Below are 13182 nucleotides of genomic sequence, written 5' to 3'. Positions count from 1 at the left end.
ATGCCCGGATCCGTCATCGTCGCGGGAGCAAGGACGCCCATCGGCAGACTCATGGGCTCCCTTAGTACCCTGCCCGCGGTCGACCTCGGCGCCCACGCCATCGCAGCGGCCCTGGCCACCGTCCGACTGGACCCGGCGGCCGTGCAAGCCGTCGTCATGGGTCATGTCGTACAGGCAGGAGCCGGCCCCAACTCGGCTCGGCAGGCGGCGATCCGTGCCGGCATTCCGTTCTCCGTCCCGGCCGGTACCGTCAACAAGCTCTGTCTGTCCGGTCTGCACGCCATCGCCCTGGCCGACCTCATGATCGCTTCCGGTCGACACGAGGTGGTCGTCGCCGGGGGCATGGAGTCCATGTCGGGCGCGCCGCACCTGCTGCGCGGATCGCGCACCGGCTGGAAGTACGGCACGACCGCCGCGGAGGACGCCCTCGACCGTGACGCCCTCGTCTGCGCCTTCGACGGCGTCTCCATGGGCGCGGCCACCGAGCGCTACCAGCAGCCGTTCGCCCTGACCCGCCAGGAACAGGACGAGTACAGCGCGCTGTCCCATCAAAGGGCCGCCCGCGCCCAGGAGTCGGGCGCGCTGTCCGAGGAGATCACCCCCGTCACCGTGACCGGACGCCGGGGCGAGACGGTGGTGGACACCGACGAGGGCGTACGGCCGGACAGCACGGCCGACGGCCTCGGGCGCCTGAAGCCTGCCTTCTCCCCCGCGGGCACCATCACCGCGGGCAACTCGTCACAGCTCTCCGACGGCGCCGCGGCCCTCGTCGTGATGAGCGCGGAACGCGCCCGGCGAGAAGGCCTGACACCGCTCGCCGAGATCGGTGCCTACGGCACGGTGGCGGGCCCCGATCCCTCACTGCTCGTCCAGCCGGCCGGCGCGGTCCGCGACGCCCTGTCGCGGGACGGCCGGCTGAAGGCCACCGACCTGGACCTGTTCGAGATCAACGAGGCGTTCGCAGGAGTGGCCCTGGCTTCCGTACGGGAGCTGGACATCCCCCTGGAGAGGGTGAACGTCAACGGCGGAGCGATCGCGCTCGGGCACCCGGTCGGCATGACCGGAGCCCGGCTGGTGCTGACCCTCGCGGCGGAGCTGCGGCGGCGCGGCGGCGGCAGCGGAGCGGCGGCCCTGTGTGGTGGCGGCGGCCAGGGCGACGCGCTGTTGCTGCATGTACCGACGCAGGCCTGAACCCCAGGAGCTGAACACCATGAACGACGTGCTGCCCCCGGCCCCGACAGTTCTCACCGTCACCGCACGCGCTCTCGCCGCCAACGGAGTCGTCTCCCTGACTCTTCGCCGCTCTGACGGCGGCCCGCTCCCCTCCTGGACGCCGGGCGCCCACATCGACGTAATCCTGGACGGCGACGACGGCGGCCACTTGGTCCGTCAGTACTCCCTGTGCGGACGCCCGGCCGAACGCGGGGCCTGGCAGATCGCCGTGCTGCGCGAGCCGCAGGGGCGCGGCGGCTCCGCATACGTCCACGACCACCTGCGCGAAGGCGCCACGGTGCGAGTCCGCGGACCGCGGAACAACTTCCCGCTGCGGCCCGCCGCGCGCCATCTGTTCATCGCCGGCGGCGTCGGTATCACGCCCATCCTTCCCATGGTCGAGGCCGCCGCGGCCGCGGGGGCCGACTGGCGTCTGCTGTACGGCGGCCGCACCCGTACGTCCATGGCGTTCCTGGACCGCCTGACCTCGCACGGGGACCGCGTGCTCATCCGTCCGCAGGACGAGTACGGCCTGCTGGACCTCGCCGCCCATCTCGGCGACCCCGAGGAGGGCACCCTGGTGCACGCCTGCGGTCCCGAACCCCTGTTGGAGGCGGTGCGGGAGCAGTGCGCGGGCTGGCCGCCGGGCACACTGGGCGTCGAGCGGTTCGCCCCGGCACGGGCGGCCGAAACCGGCCCGACCGGGGCCTTCGAGCTGGAGCTGGCCCGTTCCGGGCTCACCCTCACCGTGCCCCCGGACCGTTCGGTGCTCGAAACCGTGGAGGAGGCCGGCGTCGCGGTCGACTTCTCCTGCCGGGAAGGCACGTGCGGTACCTGCGAGACCGACGTACTCGAGGGCAGGCCCGACCACCGGGATTCACTGCTGACGGAGGCCGAGCGGGCCGCCGGCGACACCATGCTCATCTGCGTCTCCCGCTCATGCGGCCCTCGCCTGGTCCTCGACCTGTGACGGCGATCATGAGCTAGCCGCGTCGCCCCGTGCGCCCGCGGGACGGCACAACGGCCGACACGGCCCCGGAAACCACACCGCAGCGACTCATCAGAGAGGATTTCAGATGGATCCCGTTACACGTCTCGGTGTCGTCGGATGCGGCCTCATGGGCTCCGGCATCGCCGAAGTCGGCGCCCGCAGCGGCCTCGACGTCCGCGTGGCCGAGGCCACACTGGACGCGCTCAAGGCAGGCCGCCGCCGACTCGCGACATCCCTGGACCGAGGCGTACGGCGCGGCAAGCTCAGCGAGGAACAGCGAGACCAAGCTCTCGCCAGGCTCTCGTTCACCCATGACCTCAGCGACATGGCCGACCGCCAGTTCGTCATCGAGGCCGTCGCCGAGAACCGCGACATCAAGACCAACGTCCTGCGTGCCCTGGACAAGGCAGTCGAAGACCCCGCGGCAGTCCTGGCCACCAACACCTCCTCGATCCCCGTCGTCGATCTCGCCGTCGCCACCGAGCGGCCCGCGCAGGTCATCGGCATGCACTTCTTCAACCCCGTGCCCGTGCAGCAACTGGTCGAACTCGTTCCCACTCTCGTCACCAGCGGAGACAGCCTGCAGCGCGCCCGTGACTTGGCCATGCGGCTGGGCAAACGGGCCATCCAGGCGCCCGACCGCTCCGGCTTCATCGTCAACGCACTCCTGGTGCCCTACCTTCTCAGCGCGGTACGGATGGTGGAGTCGGGCTCCGCACAACCGGAAGACATCGATCGGGGCATGGAACTCGGATGCGCCCACCCCATGGGGCCATTGCGCCTGCTCGACCTCATCGGCCTCGATACCGCCCAGGCCGTGGCCGAGTCGATGTACGAGGAGTTCAAGGAGCCGCTGTACGCACCCCCCGCCCTCCTGCGCCGCATGGTCGCCGCAGGCCACCTCGGCCGAAAGAGCGGCCACGGTTTCCACACCTACGACGCCTGAACTATGGCGTGGGTGGCGCGGAGGTCGGCCACGACCGACCCGTCATAGGTCCGGCACGAGATGGAGTTCCGGCTCTACCGGGGGGCCGGCGGACCGCGTGGCCGGACGTCAGCCGTGGGGTTCGCTCAGTGCTCCGGTCACCAGGTCGAGGAAGCGGTCGAAGTCGAGGCCGGAGACGGCCTCGATGGTGGGGAGGTCCTCGCGGGCGTGGTGGGCCCGGCGCTCGACGACGGTCATGCCGCGCGTGAGTTCGCCCTTCCTCTCCACGTCGCAGCGGATCCGGGTGCACTCGACAAGGGTGGGATCGGCGATGGCGGCGACGGCGACGCTGTCGATCAGGGAGCAGTACGACTGATAGCCGCGCCCGTTGACGAAGCCGACGACGCGGGAGGCCAGGTCGGCCTCGGGCGTGCCGGCCCCGCGCAGCCGGACCAGGTCGGCGGGGCGGAAGTTGATACGGGGGTGGGTGGCAATGTCGAGTCCGACGGCGGTCAGGTCGAATCCGGCCCGGAAGACGATGTGCGCGGCGTCGGGGTCGACGAAGATGTTCCATTCGCTGACCGCGTTGTCGCCGGTGGCCTGGGACCAGGCGTAGGGCGTGAAGCCGAAGGAGCCGCCGATGATGACGAGCTTGTCCACCTTCTCGGGCAGTCTCGGGTCGATCTCCAGGGCCAGGGCGATGTTGGTGAGGGGGCCGAGTCCGGCGATGGCGATGTCTCCGGAGTGGGCGTTGACCGTGTCCACTATCAGCTGTGCCGCCGGGCGCGGGTCGATGTCGCGGCTCGGTGGCGGGAAGTGCGACTCGGCGAGGCCGTCGCTGCCGTGCGAGAAGGGGTCCACCGGGTAGTCGCCGCCCAGGGGCAGCAGGGGGCCCTGCGCGACGGGGATGTCGTCGCGGCCGAGCAGATCCAGGACTCGCAGCGCGTTGGCGGCGGTGCGGTCGGAGGGCAGGTTGCCCGTCACGGCCGTGACCGCGCGGGTGCGCAGGTTCTTCGACTTCAGGGCCAGGAGGATCGCGAGGGCGTCGTCCATGCCGGGGTCGGTGTCGATCAGAAGGTTCTTCATCCGCGCCCCTCGTGAACGTGCCTGTCGTTTCCGTGCGGTGAAGCTCGGCGACAGAAAGGTATTGTAGATATAACAACCATAAGTTTCAATGGGGGTGCAGGCTCCCGCCGGGACTCCGGCGGCGAACGTCAGCGGCGGCCACGCCCGACCGAAGGGGGCCGAAGTGTCACACGGACTCCTGGCCGTTTTCTCCCACGCCGTGACGGACGAGGTGTACGGCGCCGACGGCTGCTTCCAGGCCCGTTCCGTCGGCGGGGCCGGCGCGTACGCGGGCGTGGGCGCCAGCCTGGTCACCGGCCCCGGGCGCGCCGCGGTCGTCTCCGGCGTGGGCGCCGCCGACCGGCCCCGGTTCACCGAGTGGCTCCGCCGCCGCGAGGTGGACCCGTCGGGCCTGTTCGTGGTCGGCCGGCACAGCCCCGTCACCCGGATCCGGTATCTGCCGGACGGGGAACGCGTAGAGGAATCCCTGTACGGTGACCAGCATTTCGCGGCGCACACCCCCTATCCGAGCCGGTCTCCACTACCGGACGAGCACATGGCCGGCGCCTATCTCTTCCACGACACCGAGGAGCGGTTCTGGCGTGAGGCAGCCGAGGCGCGCACCCGCTGGCGGGGCCCGGTGCTGTGGGAGATCGCGGCCAACGCCTGCACACCCGGGCTGAGCGGCCGGGTCCTGGAACTCGCCGGTCTGGTGGACGTCTTATCGCTGAACAGCACCGAGGCCGCGGCGCTCACCGGCCGGTCCGATCCGTCGGCCGCCCTCGGCGTTCTGGGGGATGCGGCGCCGGTGACGGTGCTGCGCTGCGGGGCGGCGGGATCGCTGGTCCGGCAGGGCCAGCGGCGGTGGCACGTGGGGGCGGCACCCGGACCGGTGGCCGACCCCACGGGCGGTGGCAACGCCTACTCCGGGGCCTTTCTGGCCGCCTGGGCCGAAACCGGCGACGTCCTGGCCGCGGGCCGGGCCGCCGCCGCTGCCGCGGCCCTCGTCATCGCAGGGTACGGCGCCCCTTCCGTCGACGACCAGGTCCGCGCCACCGTCCGCAAGCTCGCCGAGGACGTCCCGGTCGTCCCGCTGCCCTGATGGAGGTGCGCCGTGACCGGCCCCGACTGGAACCCCGCCCGGCTCTACGACGAATACCGGTTCTCCGGCAGTCTGCCCCGGCGCGGGCTGCTGGTGGACGGCCGGCCCGCGCTGTCCGGCATCACCCCGGAGCAGGTCGCCCGGTATGTGCTGATCACCGTCCGCGACCCGCTGTGCGCCTATGACGAGGACCCTGCGGAACAGTTCGCCGGACGCCTCGACGACGCCGAACGCATCGGCAGCTCCGGGATGTTCACCGTGTACACCGGTGGCTACGAGGGTGTGCCCGTCACCGTGGTCTCCGGAGGCAGCGGCTCACCGGAGGCCGAGCTGGTCATGCACGAGCTGCTGGAGTTCACCGAGGCGGACACCTTCGTCCGGGTCGGCGGCTCCGGAGGCATCCATCCGCGGGCCGAGCCCGGCGATGTCGTGGTGACCACGGGTGTGGTGCGCGACGAGGGGATGACCCGCGCGTACGTTCCGGCGTCCTACCCGGCCGTCGCCCACCACGACGTGGTGCTCGCGATGTCCCTGGCCGCCGAGGAACTGGGCTGCGCCTACCACCAGGGCGTGACCCGTTCGAGCGACTCCGACTTCGTCGGCGTGGGCCGTCCCGGCGTGGGCGCCTATTTCCAGCCGTGGCACCAGGACGTCCTGGAGGTCTGGGCTCGCGCCGGGGTCCTCAACGGCGACCGGGAGTCGGCCGCGATCGTGACGCTCGCGGCACTCTTCGGCAAGCGCGGGGGCTCGGTCTGCTCGGTCGCCGACAACGTCGTCGCCGACCGGCCCTTCACCGCCGGAGCAGGTCATGTGGCCGCCATGGACGTGGCGCTGCGCGGAGTCGTGCGGCTGGCCCGGCTGGACGCCATGCGTGCGGCCTCCGGCGGCCGGGTCTCCTGGCGGGCCGCCTCACACCCCGCCAACGGCGTGGCCGAAAAGCATTGACGCTGCGAAGGATTGGTCATAAGTATATATCCATAGCGCCAATTCTGCTGGCGCCGTCGACACCCCCGGCTGCTCGAAAGGGCCGATGTGCGGTAAGTGAAGGAGCTGTAGGTGATGAGATCGCGAAGCAGTGTTCTCGGTGCGGGGCTGATGGCGGCGGGGCTCGTCCTCACGGCGTGCTCGAGCGGTACGTCTGTGAGCGGCTCGGGCACCAAGACCCTCCAGCTGTGGTTCTGGGGGGCCTCGCCCCAGCAGCAGAAGGTGATGCGCGATGTGCTGGTCGGCGGATTCGACAGGTCGCAGAGCAAGTACAAGCTCCAGGTGACCTTCAACAACGCGGTCGACAAGAACGTGCAGGTCGCCCTGTCGGCCAACAAGGGCCCCGACATCGTCTACGGCTCCGGCCCCGCCTTCGCCGCCGCCTACGCGACCCAGGGCAAGCTCGCCGACATGACGCCCTACGCCGAGAAGTACGGCTGGAAGGACCGCGTCCTCGCCCCGATGTACGAGTCGGGAACCATGCACGGCAAGCTCTACTCCCTGCCGAACTCCCTGGAGGGCCTTGGCATCTTCTACAACAAGAAGGTCCTGGCCAAACTCGGCGTGGGCGTCCCCACCACCTATGACGAACTCGTCGCCGCCATGAACAAGGCGAAGGACGCCGGGATGTACGCCTCGGTCACCGGGAACAAGGGCTGGAAGCCGGTCAACCAGAACTACATCTCGATGTTCCTGACCCATGTGGCCGGCGGGAAGGCCGTCTACGACGCGCTCCAGGGCACCACCAAGTGGACCGACCCCAAGATCGTCAAGGCCGTCGAGGCCTCCGCCGCCTTCTACAAGGAGGGCTACCTCGGCGGCAAGGACTACGCCAACCTGAACTTCCTGGAGTCGATGCAGCTCCTGGCCGAGGGCAAGTCGCCCTTCTTCTTCGGCCCCACCCTGGCCTTCCAGTTCGCGGACTCGTACTTCAACGACAAGGCCGGCAACATCGCCGATCTCGGGTTCACCACCTTCCCGAACGTCACCCCCGGCCTGCCCTCTCCGGCCACCACGCTCGGCACGACCGCGTCGCTGTCGATCAACGCGCACTCGCCGAACAAGGACGGGGCGGCCGAGGTGATCGACTACATGATGAGCGAGAAGTTCGCCCAGCAGATCAACAAGAGCTGGCCCGGCTACTGGGCCGTCCCGCTCAAGGACTTCAACCTCGATCCCGCTTCCTACACCGGCCTGTCGAAGGCGTTCGTCGAGTCCGCCAAGGACACCATCGCGACCGTGAACAAGGGCGACTACGGCTTGTTCGCCGGCACCTTCTTCCCGCCCGCGACGGCCACCGCCTTCACCGACGTGGACAGCGTCTGGCTCGGCACCGAGAGCGCCAAGAGCTTCCTGGCCGACGTCCAGAAGACCTTCGACGGCGAGAAGGCGAAGGGCCTGGTGCCGCCGCTTCCCGAGCCCGCCTCGTGACCGCTGCCCACCGTCGGATCGTGGCTCGGCCGCCGGAACCCCTCAAGGCCCGGCGGCCGACGCCCGGAGGAATTCGCCCATGACCGCTCCGGCAACCCTCGTTCCGCGATCCGAGCACCCGGCCCCCCAGGCCGTCTCCCCCGCCGGGCGCCGACTGCGACGGCGTCGCTCGCTGACGAACCACCTCCTGGTCGCCCCGGCCCTGCTGCTGTCCGCACTGATCGTCGTCGTCCCCGGCGCCCTCACCGCGTACGCCGCGTTCACCGACTGGAACGGCAGCGGCTTCCCGAAACCCTTCGTGGGACTGCGGAACTTCACCGCCATCCTCGACGACCCCGTCTTCGCCACGGCGCTCGGCAACAACATCAAGTGGCTCGTGCTGTTCCTGACCCTGCCCGCCGTCATCGGACTGCTGACCGCCTGGCTCCTGCTGCGCCGCCGCCGCACCCGCACGTTCTACCAGGTCGTCTATCTGATGCCGTACGTCCTGGCCCCCGTGGTCAACGCCCTGGTCTGGCTGAACATCATCTACAACCCCGACGGCGGCCTCATCTCCGCGCTCGACGCCATGGGGCTGCATCTCACCTCCCCGCTGTCCAGCCTGAACGGCGCGCTGTACGCGGCGGCGGCCGTGGACATGTGGCACTACTGGGGATTCCTCACGGTCGTCTACTTCGGCGCGATGCGACAGACCCCCGTCGACCAGGTCGAGGCCGCCATCGTCGACGGAGCAGGCTCCTGGCAGGTCTTCCGGCACGTCTATCTGCCGAGCATCCGCCCCACTCTGCTGCTCATGGGCGTGATGACCGTGATCTTCTCCTTCCTGGCGTTCGACTACGTCTACCTGCTCACCCAAGGCGGGCCCGCGCACTCCAGCGAGGTGATGGGCACCTACGCCTATGCCTTCGCCTTCTCCGCCTTCGAGTTCGGCAAGGCGTCCGCCGTCGGCCTGATCATGAGCTTCTTCGGCCTGATCGCGTCCTGCGTCTACACCTGGATGAGCCGGAGGCAACTGGAGTCATGAGAAAGCGTTCCAAGAACCTCGTGGCGCACATCGTGCTACTGGTGTTCGCCGCCACCGCGCTCTTCCCCCTGCTGCTGGTCCTGCTCAACAGCTTCAAGGCGCAAGGCGACCTGACCCGCAGTCCGCTCGCGCTGCCCGGGTCCTTCAACCTGGACAACTTCCGCACGGCCTGGGAGTACGGCGCCTTCGGCAGCGGATTCCTCAACAGCGTGCAGCTCACCGGTACCACCGTGATCGTGGTGCTGCTGTGCTCCTCCATGGCCGGCTATGTGCTCGCCGGGCAGAAGATCCGTATGTGGCCCGTCGTCATGACCTATCTGACGATGGCCATGACGGTGCCGATCCAGCTCTTCGTCTTCCCGCTGTACGCCGGGGTGGCCGCCCTCGGCCTCCTCGACAACGTGTTCGTCGTCGGCGTCATCCTTGCCGCGATCAACATGCCGTTCGCGACGTTCCTGATGCGGACGTTCTTCCTCCAGGTTCCCAAGGAGCTGGAGGAGGCGGCCCTGGTCGACGGCGCCAACCTGTTCCAGTTGGTCCGCCGCGTGCTGCTGCCGGTCGTGCGGCCCGGCCTGATCACGGTCGGTGTGATCGTCGGCCTCAACGCCTGGAACGACTTCCTGATCTCCTCGACCTTCCTCCACGACCCCGCCCACCAGACCGTGACCCTCGGCTTCCTGTCGATGAACGGCACCTTCTCCACGCAGCTCGGGGCGATGATGGCCGGCGCTCTGATCCTGATCCTGCCGGTCCTGGGCATCTTCATCGCGCTCCAGCGCTTCGTCGTCGACGGCATGGCCAGCGGCACGGTCAAGGGGTGACACCACGATGTACGACACGGTCCCCGCGACGAACGACACGACCCCCGTGACGAACGGCACGACCTCCCGGCGGTACGCCGAGAAGGTCTACGCCGGAGTCCTCGGCAAGATCATCGGGGTCTACCTCGGACGCCCCGTCGAAGGCTGGCCCTACTCCGCCATCACCGAACGGTTCGGACTGGTGGCCACCTATGTCAACGACGCCCTCGGCATCCCGCTGATCGTCGCCGACGACGACATCTCGGGCACCTTCGCCTTCGCCCGGGCCGTCCTCGACAACCCCGGCCGCGTCCCGGGACCCGCGGACGTCGGTGACACCTGGCTCAACTACATCATCGAGGACCGCACCATTCTGTGGTGGGGTGGCATGGGGCGCTCCACCGAGCACACCGCCTTCCTCAACCTGCGCCGCGGCATCCCGGCTCCGCACAGCGGTTCGGCCGAGCTCAACGGCCGTACGCTCTCCGAACAGATCGGCGCCCAGATCTTCAGCGACGCCTTCGGCCTGATGTGCCCCGGCGACCCCGAACGCGCCACGGCCCTCACCCGCGCCGCGGCCTCCGTCAGCCACGACGGCGACGCCCTGGAGTCGGCCGGACTGCTCGCAGCCCTGCGCGCGCTCGCCTTCGACGAGTCCGATCTCGACGTCCTCCTCGACACCGCCGCCCACGTGGTGACGTCACCGGCTGTCCGCGCCCTCCTCGACGACGTACGCGCGCACTGCTCGACCGGCCAGGACTGGCGGGCCGTCCGCGCCTGGGTGGACGAGCACTACGGATACGCCCGCTACCCCGGCCCCTGCCACGCCCTGTCCAATCTGGCGATGTCCCTCGGCGCGCTCATCGCCGCCGGGGACGACTTCCCGCGCTCGGTGGCCATCGCGTCCTCGGTCGGCTTCGACACCGACAGCAACGCCGGAACCGTCGGCTGCCTCAACGGCGTACGCCTCGGCCTCGACGCGCTCGCCACCGGACCGGACCTGCGGACGCGCGTCGCCGACCGGCTGCTCGTCGTCACCGCCGAGGGCGGGGAGTGCGTCTCCGACGCCACCCGCGAGGCCGACCGCATCGTCTCCTCGGCGAGCCTGCTGGCCACCGGCCGACCACTGCCGCGCCGCCCCCGCTTCGCCTTCGCCCACCGGGGATCCGTCCAGGGCTTCACCGCCTGCCGCTACCACGCGGGCCGACCGATCCTGCCGAACGCCCAGGACATCGATGTCCCCGACACCGTGGAGGTCCCGCAGGTCACTGAAGTCCCGGAGGTCCGCAACGACCCGTCCGTGCCCGGCGGCGCGCTCCTGGTCCGCTTCGGTGCCACCGCGCACGTGTCCACCCCGACGTTCCTGGACCCGGCCGAGACCGCCGGCAACTTCTCCACCGTCGCCAGCCCCTCCCTCTACCCGGGGCAGACGATCACCGCCCGGGTCTCCGCCGTCGGCCACGGCATCCGCGTACGGCCGTACGCCCTCTACGCCACCGGCGAGAACGGCTCGGTCACCACCCGGTACGGGGAGGAGAGCACTCCCGGTCCCGAGCCGCACACCGTCCGGTGGCAGGTGCCCGCCCTCGGCAACCACGTACCGTTCCGGCTGGGCTTCTCCTTCTCCGCCCCGGCCCTGGCCCCGGGCACGGGCACGGGCACGGATGGAGACGAGCAGCCGGCCGAGGCCCGCCTGCACGAACTCGACTGGGACGGCGCACCCGAACGGTTCGAGCAACAGGGGCTGTTGCTCTCCTCCATCTGGGACACCACACCCGCGGCACTCGCCCCCTGGGTCAGCTCCGCCAAGAACTTCGAGGCCGACTTCACGGTCACCTACTCCGTGTCCCATCCCGGGCCCCTCGGTGTCGTCACCACCGGCACCCGTGACTGGACCGACTACACCATCGCCAGCCGGCTCACCTTCTCGCTGCACGACGCGGCCGGGCTGGTGGTCCGCAGCCGGGGACACCGCCGCTTCCACGCCGGTGTCTTCAGCGGCCGCGACCGCCTCCTGCTGCTGCGCCAGCACGACGGCGTGCGCACCGTGCTCGCCGAGACCCCCTTCCAGTACCGGCCCGACCGGCCCTACGACGTCGAACTGCGCTGCCGGGGCCGGGAACTGACCCTCACCGTCGACGGCGTCGCACGGCTGACCGCCACCACCGAGGACGCCCTGGGCGGAGCCGCCGGGTTCCTCGTCGAAGGCGGCGCCGTCCAGGCCGACGGCGCCCTGATCACCAGATCCGCCGCGCCCTGAGCACGGCTACCCGCATGACCGACCGCGAACGAAAGGCATCATCCGGATGAGCACCCCCACCATCGGCAGCTGGCAGAGGATCACACTCAACACCAAGCCCGTCGACGGTTTCGCCGCACCCGTCGGCTACACCGATCTGACCCCGCGCCTGCGCGCCGCCCTGCCCGCCGGCCTCGGCGACGGCACGCTCACCGTCTACGTGCCCCACACCACCTGCACGCTGATCCTCAATTCCGGTGTCGACGGCACCACGCTCCACGACATCCGCCTCTTCATCGAGAGCCAGATACCCGTGGACCGCCCCTTCGTCCATCTCCACGACGGACCCCAGGACGCCGCCGCGCACGTCCGCTGTGTCTTCGGCACCCAGTCGCTGACCCTGCCGGTCATCGGTGGTGAACTGGGCATCGGGCACAGCCAGGGCGTGTACCTGCTGGAGCTGGACGGACCAAGGGATCGCACCGTGCAGTACGCCTTCTCCCGGTTCCACCCGTGAGCGTCGTCGGCATCCAGGCCGGTCTGTCGGTGGACCACCTGGTGTCGGAACCCGCCGGGGCACGCTTCTCGTGCCCCGGCGGGCCCGCGCTGTACGCCGCTCTCGGGGCCCGGCTCGTCGAGGGCACAGGCATCCGGCTCACCTGCCCTCTCCCGGAGGCCGACCACCGGTTCGCCGCCCTGGCCGACCGCTTCGGATGGGACCGCCGGCACTGCCTCGCGGTGCCGGACGTACCCCGTGTGTGGGTCCTCGCCTCGGCACGGGGCAGGCGCATCGTCTCCCTGGAACCTCCCGCGGGCACCGAACTGGAGCGCGGCGGCCCCGCGGAGGCCGACGACCCTCAGCCACCGCTCCCGCCCCCCGCGTTCTTCGAGGGACTCGACGGGCTGGTGGCCTCCGCGCCGGCCGAACGCCCCGCCGCCGTCCCGGGCACCCGCGTCGGGCTCGACCCGCACCAGGCGCTGATCGCCCGCGACGGCGCGGCACACGCGGTCGCGATCTGCACCCCCGACACCGTGCTGCTGCCCAGCCGGGTCCAGCTCAAGCTGCTGGACCCGGACCCCCGCCGCGCCGCCCGGGACCTCGCCGCCCGTCTGCGGGTCCCGGTCGTGGCCCGCCTGGACATGGATGGTGTCTATGTGGTCGCGGGCGAGGACACGTGGTCGGTGCGCGACCGGCTGGTCTCCGTCGTGGAGACCACCGGCGCGGGCGACTCCTCGGCCGGCGCCGTCGTGGCCGCGCTGGCGGGCGGAGCCGAACTGGTCGAAGCGGCCGCTTTCGGCGTGGCGGTCGCACGCACCGCTCTCGCGGACTGGGGACATCTGGCGCTCACCGAAGCCACCCCCCTCCCCCGCCCTCACCCCGGCATCACCACCCGCAAGGAGAGCTGACC

General features: G+C 70.4%; 12 protein-coding genes. 11 read left to right on the top strand and 1 reads right to left on the bottom strand.

The annotated features are described in order from the left end of the window. The 3 genes from AB0959_RS19800 to AB0959_RS19790 all read left to right on the top strand — a co-directional run bounded on the left by AB0959_RS19800 (position 1) and on the right by AB0959_RS19790 (position 3149). Positions 1-1191 (top strand): acetyl-CoA C-acyltransferase, encoded by a 1191-nt coding sequence (locus tag AB0959_RS19800; RefSeq protein ID WP_366827711.1) that lies wholly within the window; start codon positions 1-3, stop codon positions 1189-1191. Positions 1192-1210: 19 nt separating this feature from the next. Next, entirely contained in the window at positions 1211-2182 is a 972-nt protein-coding gene (locus tag AB0959_RS19795) for a PDR/VanB family oxidoreductase (protein ID WP_366827710.1), read from the top strand. A 106-nt stretch (positions 2183-2288) separates the two neighbouring features. After that, positions 2289-3149, top strand: coding sequence for a 3-hydroxybutyryl-CoA dehydrogenase (locus AB0959_RS19790; RefSeq protein WP_366827709.1), 861 nt, complete (start codon positions 2289-2291; stop codon positions 3147-3149). Between the two features lie 108 nt (positions 3150-3257). Here the strand turns inward: AB0959_RS19790 and AB0959_RS19785 are convergent, their stop codons facing one another. Then, a complete protein-coding gene (locus tag AB0959_RS19785) occupies positions 3258-4214 on the bottom strand; it encodes a nucleoside hydrolase (RefSeq protein ID WP_366827708.1) in 957 nt (318 codons plus the stop codon). A 163-nt stretch (positions 4215-4377) separates the two neighbouring features. Between AB0959_RS19785 and AB0959_RS19780 the strand changes: the two genes are divergently transcribed. From AB0959_RS19780 to AB0959_RS19745, 8 genes are all read left to right on the top strand, one after another. Beyond that, positions 4378-5295 carry a PfkB family carbohydrate kinase gene (locus AB0959_RS19780; RefSeq protein ID WP_366827707.1) on the top strand — a complete coding sequence of 306 codons (918 nt, stop codon included), beginning with the start codon at positions 4378-4380 and terminating at the stop codon, positions 5293-5295. A gap of 12 nt (positions 5296-5307) precedes the next feature. Next, positions 5308-6240: a nucleoside phosphorylase gene (locus AB0959_RS19775; RefSeq protein ID WP_366827706.1), complete on the top strand. Its 933-nt coding sequence runs from the start codon at positions 5308-5310 to the stop codon at positions 6238-6240. 114 nt (positions 6241-6354) lie between these two features. Continuing rightward, positions 6355-7710 (top strand): ABC transporter substrate-binding protein, encoded by a 1356-nt coding sequence (locus AB0959_RS19770; RefSeq protein ID WP_366827705.1) that lies wholly within the window; start codon positions 6355-6357, stop codon positions 7708-7710. 79 nt (positions 7711-7789) lie between these two features. Continuing rightward, on the top strand, positions 7790-8734 hold the full coding sequence (locus tag AB0959_RS19765) for a sugar ABC transporter permease (protein WP_366827704.1): 945 nt from the start codon (positions 7790-7792) through the stop codon (positions 8732-8734). Next, positions 8731-9555, top strand: coding sequence for a carbohydrate ABC transporter permease (locus AB0959_RS19760; protein ID WP_366827703.1), 825 nt, complete (start codon positions 8731-8733; stop codon positions 9553-9555). Before AB0959_RS19765 ends, AB0959_RS19760 begins: the two co-directional genes overlap by 4 nt. A gap of 7 nt (positions 9556-9562) precedes the next feature. Next, positions 9563-11794 carry an ADP-ribosylglycohydrolase family protein gene (locus AB0959_RS19755; RefSeq protein WP_366827702.1) on the top strand — a complete coding sequence of 744 codons (2232 nt, stop codon included), beginning with the start codon at positions 9563-9565 and terminating at the stop codon, positions 11792-11794. 46 nt (positions 11795-11840) lie between these two features. Next, on the top strand, positions 11841-12290 hold the full coding sequence (locus AB0959_RS19750; protein ID WP_366827701.1) for a secondary thiamine-phosphate synthase enzyme YjbQ: 450 nt from the start codon (positions 11841-11843) through the stop codon (positions 12288-12290). Continuing rightward, positions 12287-13180, top strand: a complete 894-nt coding sequence (locus AB0959_RS19745) for a PfkB family carbohydrate kinase (protein ID WP_366827700.1) — start codon at positions 12287-12289, stop codon at positions 13178-13180. The genes AB0959_RS19750 and AB0959_RS19745 overlap by 4 nt, the downstream gene beginning before the upstream one ends. Positions 13181-13182 lie beyond the last annotated feature (2 nt).

The organism is Streptomyces sp. NPDC046862, assembly GCF_040704615.1.
Classification (GTDB): Bacteria; Actinomycetota; Actinomycetes; order Streptomycetales; family Streptomycetaceae; genus Streptomyces.
Note: the sequence above shows the minus strand (reverse complement) of the source record. Positions and strands in the feature narration are given on the sequence as shown.

Excerpts from the sequence above, each read along its gene's own strand:
- AB0959_RS19790 (WP_366827709.1), top strand. The coding sequence starts at position 2,289 with ATGGATCCCGTTACACGTCTCGGTGTCGTCGGATGCGGCCTCATGGGC.
- AB0959_RS19765 (WP_366827704.1), top strand. The coding sequence starts at position 7,790 with ATGACCGCTCCGGCAACCCTCGTTCCGCGATCCGAGCACCCGGCCCCC.
- AB0959_RS19750 (WP_366827701.1), top strand. The coding sequence starts at position 11,841 with ATGAGCACCCCCACCATCGGCAGCTGGCAGAGGATCACACTCAACACC.
- AB0959_RS19755 (WP_366827702.1), top strand. The coding sequence starts at position 9,563 with ATGTACGACACGGTCCCCGCGACGAACGACACGACCCCCGTGACGAAC.
- AB0959_RS19795 (WP_366827710.1), top strand. The coding sequence starts at position 1,211 with ATGAACGACGTGCTGCCCCCGGCCCCGACAGTTCTCACCGTCACCGCA.
- AB0959_RS19760 (WP_366827703.1), top strand. The coding sequence starts at position 8,731 with ATGAGAAAGCGTTCCAAGAACCTCGTGGCGCACATCGTGCTACTGGTG.
- AB0959_RS19770 (WP_366827705.1), top strand. The coding sequence starts at position 6,355 with ATGAGATCGCGAAGCAGTGTTCTCGGTGCGGGGCTGATGGCGGCGGGG.
- AB0959_RS19800 (WP_366827711.1), top strand. The coding sequence starts at position 1 with ATGCCCGGATCCGTCATCGTCGCGGGAGCAAGGACGCCCATCGGCAGA.
- AB0959_RS19785 (WP_366827708.1), bottom strand. The coding sequence starts at position 4,214 with ATGAAGAACCTTCTGATCGACACCGACCCCGGCATGGACGACGCCCTC.